Annotated in this window: 3 protein-coding genes; 2 read left to right on the forward strand and 1 reads right to left on the reverse strand. The window is 46.1% G+C overall.

Annotated features, from left to right (window positions below):
* Nucleotides 1–161: 161 nt before the first annotated feature.
* Nucleotides 162–2,180, reverse strand: a complete 2,019-nt coding sequence (gene uvrB / locus A3EU_RS0122865; RefSeq protein WP_026211543.1) for an excinuclease ABC subunit UvrB — start codon at nt 2,178–2,180, stop codon at nt 162–164.
* A gap of 168 nt (nt 2,181–2,348) precedes the next feature.
* On the opposite strand from uvrB, the gene A3EU_RS0122870 reads away from it, so the two are divergent.
* Together A3EU_RS0122870 and A3EU_RS33210 are read left to right on the forward strand one after the other, a co-directional pair.
* Nucleotides 2,349–2,954, forward strand: coding sequence for a hypothetical protein (locus A3EU_RS0122870; RefSeq protein ID WP_020538532.1), 606 nt, complete (start codon nt 2,349–2,351; stop codon nt 2,952–2,954).
* A 246-nt stretch (nt 2,955–3,200) separates the two neighbouring features.
* On the forward strand, nt 3,201–7,285 hold a 4,085-nt coding region (locus A3EU_RS33210), incomplete at its 3' end, for a cadherin-like domain-containing protein (protein ID WP_052331329.1).

The raw sequence follows: 7,285 nt of genomic DNA on the forward strand, positions 1-7,285 counted from the left end.
AAAACTAAGCTAATTGAGAATGAGACAAAAAACTACATCACTCCTACTCTTTTTCAGACTGTGCTAAATCTATAGAGACACGGAGTATCTAGTCTTTAAAGGCGAGTAGATTGGATTGATTTTTAGCGTACAAGGAGCTACTGCTAATTCGAAAACCTGTATTATGTCCGCTTCAACTGCTCTTTCATCGCAAATACTTCATCCCGATACTGAGCAGCAGAGACAAAATCTAACTCTTTTGCAGCCTTTTTCATCATGCCTTCTGTTGCGGCAATGGCTCTCTCTAACTGATCTCTGGTCATATAACCAATGATCGGATCAGCGGCTAGACTCGCTTTTTCTGGCTCTCGATAAGCCTGCTCTACTGCGCGAACATCGAGAATAGACTGTTTGGCGAGAATCTCCTCTCGGCTCTTCCGCATCGTTTTCGGTACGATGCCGTGTTCTTCATTGTAAGCCATCTGGATGGAGCGACGGCGGGTGGTTTCATCAATCGTGCGCTGCATAGAGTTGGTTATTTTATCCGCATAAAAAATAACCAAACCATTCGAATTTCGGGCAGCGCGACCAGCAGTCTGGGTAAGGGAGCGTTCATTCCGCAGGAAGCCTTCCTTGTCTGCATCAATAATTGCTACCAAGCTTACTTCTGGCAAGTCTAGTCCTTCCCGCAAGAGGTTGACACCTACCAGTACATCGAACTCTCCAAGGCGGAGATTACGCAGGATCTCTACGCGCTCCATGGTATCTACTTCCGAGTGGATGTAACGCACCTTGATGCGAAGTTTTGTTAAATACTTAGTCAACTCCTCCGCCATCCTTTTGGTGAGAGTGGTCACTAATGTTCTTTCATCGCGCTTGATCCGCTCAGAAATTTCCTCCAACAAGTCATCAATTTGGTTGATGCTCGGACGTACTTCAATCGGCGGATCGATCAAACCGGTAGGGCGGATAATTTGCTCAACAATCAACCCGCCAGTTTGCTCCAGTTCGTATTCTGCGGGGGTGGCACTTACATAAACGACTTGGTTGATTAAGCTTTCAAACTCATGAAAATTCAATGGCCGGTTATCCATCGCCGAAGGCAGGCGGAAGCCGAAGTTGACCAAACTGAGTTTACGTGCACGGTCGCCACCAAACATACCTCGTACTTGTGGGAGAGTCACGTGACTTTCGTCTACTAGCATTAGATAATCTTCTGGAAAATAATCCAGCAAGCAGAACGGGCGGGTGCCTGGCTCTCGCCGATCAAAGAAGCGTGAATAGTTTTCTACGCCACTGCAATAGCCCAATTCCTTCATCATTTCCAGATCAAAGTTGGTACGCTCGCTGATCCGTTTTGCTTCTAAAAGGCGATGCTCTCGTTCAAAATATTTCTCTTGAAGATGCAACTCGTCCTGTATATCATTGATAATACCTTTGAGTCGTTCTTTGGGAGCAATGTAGAGATTGGCTGGGAAAATAGCGGCGTGCTCCATGCGTTCAATCCGCTTGCCGCTGGAGATTTCCAATTTTTCAATGCCCTCAATTTCATCGCCAAAAAAGGTTATCCGGAAGCCGTATTCGACATAGGGCAAATTGATATCCACCGTATCTCCCTTTACCCTAAAAGTGGCCCGCTTAAACTCCGTTTCTGTACGAGAATACAAGCTATCCACCAAGCTATACAAAAAGCCATTGCGCGAAAGCGTCTGCCCTACTTGAACCCGAATGATGCCACTTTTATAATCTTCCGGATTTCCCATACCGTAAATGCAACTCACCGAAGCAACGATGATGATGTCACGGCGCCCGGACAGTAAATTGGAGGTGGCTCGTAAGCGTAACTTATCTACCTCTTCATTGATCTGAAGATCTTTCTCTATAAATGTGTCCGACGAAGAAATGTAGGCTTCTGGCTGGTAATAGTCATAATAAGAAACAAAATACTCCACAGCATTATCGGGAAAGAAGTCCCGAAACTCGCTGTACAACTGCGCCGTAAGGGTTTTGTTGTGGGTAAGAATGAGGGTAGGCCGATTAGCTTTGGCAATGAGGTTAGCCATCGTGAAGGTTTTACCGGAACCAGTAACCCCAAGTAATACTTGAGCAGACTCTCCGGATTCAACACCATTCGTCAATTGTTCGATTGCCTGAGGCTGATCACCCATAGGCTTAAAAGGGGAAACTAATTTGAAACTCACGCCAGCTATTATTTTATTAACTACCTCACTAGAACCGTGCTATAAAACCTAAAATTAACAAAAAAAGTTGCTTTTGGGAACCGTCTTTTACAAAAAAATGTTTTATTTTTAGTTATCAATAAACAGCTAGTCTTAAGCTGTTATTACTCACCTAAAAATCGCTCTCCTATGCAGCATCTTATTCAGGAAAAAGGATTTCACTACCGTGCTTTCACCTTACGGGAAGATGACGTACTTGTTCATCTGCGGGATTTTGAAAACGAGCGGGAATTCAGTGTCGATTATATTGATTTAGGGCTTCAGGTCTATCGTAAAACAGAACACCATTCACGGGCCTTACGATGGTTATCCGGAGGTGTTGCTGTATTAATGTTGATCGCATTGATCGCCTCAACTTTGGGACTAGCACTTATTGCGCCAGCCGTGGCATTTGCCATTGGTGCGCTGGCAACACTCACCTACCTATGGACTTTCCTGCGGCAAAAACCTGGGATGATTTACCTGATTGGAGGCGAAAGCAAGTTGGGCTTCCTGCAAGACAGGCCTAACGCGGAACAAGTAGAAGCCTTTATGTCCAATATTATTGCAAAAATCAGGGAAAGCTATCAGCAGCAGTATCTTCATCACGCTAATGATAGTACTGATGAAGAACGTCGCTCGCGTATCCAATGGTTGCATGAAATGAAAGCCATCACCCGCTCGGAAAAAGACGTTCTACTGGCGGAGCTAGGGCCTATACGACAACAGCCCATCGGCTTTCAACGTACAGCATAGCGTCATTTTTTAATATTCTCGCCAAATAGGTGACAAGAAGTAACATCCATTTAGGAAAATCCTAGATGGATGTTTTATTTTGCGGCCTACATGAATATTTGACAATCAACGGCCTTACTACACGCAACTATGCAACGAATTCTACTTTTTGCTGTGCTATGCCTCATAGCACTCAACTCTTTTGCACAAAAGGACCATCGTCTCACTCGAGGCCTTTCCCCATCAGAAAATCTTCCAACCCTACAAATGCCTCCTCAGGACAATCAAGCCTTGATGAGTGAAGAATTAGCTCGACGAGGGCCTGCTGTCGCTCCTCGTTACGCGACAAATATTGAAGTAGACATAACCCCTGACACACACGGACAATGGGAAACTACGCCCAATAGTAGCGTTTGGCGCTTGCGGATCAAATCACAGGGAGCCTATTCCCTCAATTTTGGCTTTACCCAATACAACATGCCTCGTGGTGGAAAACTGGTCATGTACAGCCCGGACCAGGCACGCATTAAAGGGCCCTTCACGCCCGCCGACAATGAGGAACACGAGCAACTTTGGACGCCACTCATTGAAGGCGACGAGTTGATCATCGAAGTGACAGTACCTACGGCTTCTGTAAACGAACTGTCCCTAAAACTCGCTTATGTCAATCACGCTTTCGAGGATTTCAGCGCCCTTATTTCCGGCTCCTGTAACCTGGATGTAATTTGTGGTGCTGCTGATGGCTGGGGCATCGTAGACCCCCACCGGGATATCATTCAATCTGTTGCAGTAATCTCTACTGGTGGTGGGACATTCTGTACAGGTTTCTTGGTCAACAATGTGGAAGATGATTGTACACCTTTCTTCATGACTGCCAACCACTGTGGCATCAATTCCGGCAATGCTGCTTCCTTGGTTACCTACTGGAATTACCAAAACAGTACTTGTCGCCAACCCAATACTGGTGCTAGTGGTGGCCCTGGAGATGGGCAGCTCAATGACTTCAATACAGGTGCTATATTTCGGGCCTCTCGATCTGCTTCCGATTTTGTACTCGTAGAATTGGACGATCCAGTATCACCTACAGCCAATGCATATTTTGCTGGTTGGGATGCTCGAGGCGTAGCCATTAGCAGCGCGATTGGTGTACACCACCCAAGCACCGACGAAAAGCGGATCAGCTTTGAAAATGATGCTACACAATTTACCACTTATGGAAGTAGTACGCCCACCAGCAACTATACCCACGTACGGGTAATTGATTGGGACACCGGCACCACCGAGGGCGGCTCTTCAGGTTCTCCTCTTTTTGATCAAAATGAAAGAGTTGTTGGGCAACTACATGGTGGTGGGGCAGCCTGTGGCAATAACTTATCAGATTGGTACGGTTCTTTTGCAGTCTCTTGGGACGCTGGTGGCAATTCCAGTTCTCGCCTACGCGATTGGCTGGACCCTAACAATACCGGTACCGAAGTGATTAATGGCCGCTGGGCTAATGATTGCAGCTTTAATATTACCAGTTCACCAGTTGAACAGACCGTCTGCCAGCCTGATGTCGCATTTTTCGACATTACTGCCAGCGAAGGATTTAGCGGTTCCGCAAGTCTTAGTTTATCCGGCTTACCCAATGGAAGCTTCGACTTCAGCCCCAACAATATCGGCCCTAACGAAAGCTCAACACTTAGTGTTCAAACCGATGGCCTGGATCCAGGAACCTATGATTTCACCATCACTGCAACCAACAATGGAGACGATGTAGATGTTGATCTTACCTTGATTGTACTCGCAGGAAATTCTTCGCCCCCAGATTTACTCGATCCGGCAAATAACAGTACTGCCATTTTTCCCAACCCTGTTCTATCCTGGGATGGTGATGATAGTGGAGCTACTACTTATGAAGTACAAATTTCTACGACCATCAATTTCAGTAACATTGTAGAGTCTGGCAGCACGACCTCTACGTCTTACCAACCCACCAATGCCAGCGAAGGTGCTACGACCTACTACTGGCGGGTAAGAGCCGTAAACGATTGTGGAACGACGGGCTATTCTGACGTTTTTTCTTTTACCACTCAGAATGTTAGTTGTGTCACTTACACTTCTAACTTCTCTACAACCATCAGCTCCAACGGTACTCCGACCATTGATAATGATATCTTTTTTGATGATGACTTGACTATTGCCTCTGTGGTTGTAGGCTTAGAAATTACCCATACCTACATTGGCGATTTAGACGCACAGCTATTTCCTCCGACAGGAGGCTCCATCAATTTGTTTGACCGGCCAGGGTTTCCAGGTAGTAATTTTGGATGTTCGGAAGACAACGTAAACATTACTTTCAGCGACGACAGCCCCAACAGTGCTGCTACGTTGGAAAACACGTGTAATCCTTCAGATACAGGCCCCAATAACCCGGGTGCTCCTTTTGCCATTGAAGGCAGTTATCAACCCATTGGTAATTTTAATAGCCTCATCGATGAAAGTAGTTTTGGCGCTTGGACGCTAGAGATCAGCGACAATGAAAATGCAGATGGAGGAATCCTTGAGGAGTGGTCTGTAACCGTTTGCTACGTAGTCCCGAGTGAACCACCGTTTCTGGTAACCAATGAACTGTTACAAGTTCTCCACTTCACGCAAGAGCCTATTACAAATACCTATCTGGAGGCAGATGATGAAGAGAGTGGCCCTGACGAAATTTTCTATACCATTACCGACCTACCTAATGAAGGCATCATTCTCCTAAACGGGCAAATGCTCAACCTTGGTGATAGTTTCACGCAAGAGGATATCGATAATGGCTTGGTTGTTTACGAACACGAAGGAGGTACTGTCTTAATGGATAGTTTTGAATTCGACCTAAGCAACGGGGCCGGAATCAGTACGACTGGCAATGTCTTTTTCATTGAAATTATTATTGACCCACTTGCAACTGGTGTTACTCAAACCGCAGGAATCATTTGTAATGGTGGCACAGAAGGAGCTATCAGCGCATCTGCTTCAGGTGGTGTAGGCCCTTACCAATATGCACTAAACGGTGGAAGCTTCCAAGACGACAACACTTTTACGGACCTGCCTGCCGGAGATTACTACGTGTCTATCCTTGACATGCTAGGCACGGAAATCAGTACCAATACGATTACGATCAACCAACCGTCTCCTGTTACTGCTTCTGCGAATGTCAATGACGATCAAGTTACCGTAAATGCATCTGGCGGCACTCCTGGGTACACTTACCAGTTGGAAGACGGCACGCCACAAACCAGCAATGTATTTTCTAATCTTGCCAATGGCACCTACAGTATTACTGTCACTGATGAAAATGATTGTAGTACGGTTATTTCTGCTACGGTGGCTGTCAATAATATTATCCTCACCGCAACTTTGGTACAAGGAATCAGTTGTCACGATGCTGATGATGCCATCATTACGGCAGGTGCTACTGGTGGTAATCCTGATTATCAATACAGCATCAATGGCGGAAGTTTCCAATTGGAATCAACCTTTACAAATCTTGGCCCAGGAGATTACGTCATTGAAGTTTTAGACCAAGACGGGTTTAGTCAAAGTAGCACTTTGATCAGCATTGCCAACCCGCCTCTACTTATGCTATCCGCTATTATTAGTGATAACGAAGTCACCCTGGATGCCGCTGGAGGCACTCCCCCACTTTTGTATCAATTAGAGGATGGCAGCCTTCAAACCAGTCCTGTATTCTCAGGGCTAGACAATGGAGACTATGTCTTTATCGTCTTTGACGACAATGATTGCTCTGCAACTGTCAGCGTTACGGTTGCTGTTAATTCCCTTGTTGTAAGCGCCGCTTTGGCCAACGACATTACCTGTAACAACGCAAATGATGGAACCATTCAGACAAGTGTAAGTGGCGGAACACCCGGATTCTTGTACAGCCTTGACGGCGCAAATTATCAAAACAGCAATGTCTTCGCTGGCCTCGCTGCCGGTAGCTACACCGTCACCGTCTTAGACGGCGAAGGGTTTACACAAACGACCAATGCTGTGACCATCACCAATCCGGCAGCCATCAGCGCTACCGCAATGGTCACAGACAACGTTATTACAGTAGATGCTTCCGGCGGTACAGGATCGCTTATGTATCAACTCAACAACGGGGCGCTACAAAGCAATCCGGTTTTCAACAATGTACCCAACGGACAGCATACCATCACCATCTACGATGCCAATGATTGTAACATCACACTGAGTGCTACCGTGGCCGTCAATACCCTCGTCGTGAGTGCCACTTTGGCCAATGACATTACCTGTAGCAATGCCAATGATGGAACCATTCAGGCAAGTGTAAGTGGTGGAACACCAGCATTCATGTACAGTAT

Origin of the sequence: Lewinella cohaerens DSM 23179, from assembly GCF_000379805.1 — a bacterium.
Classification (GTDB): Bacteria; Bacteroidota; Bacteroidia; order Chitinophagales; family Saprospiraceae; genus Lewinella; species Lewinella cohaerens.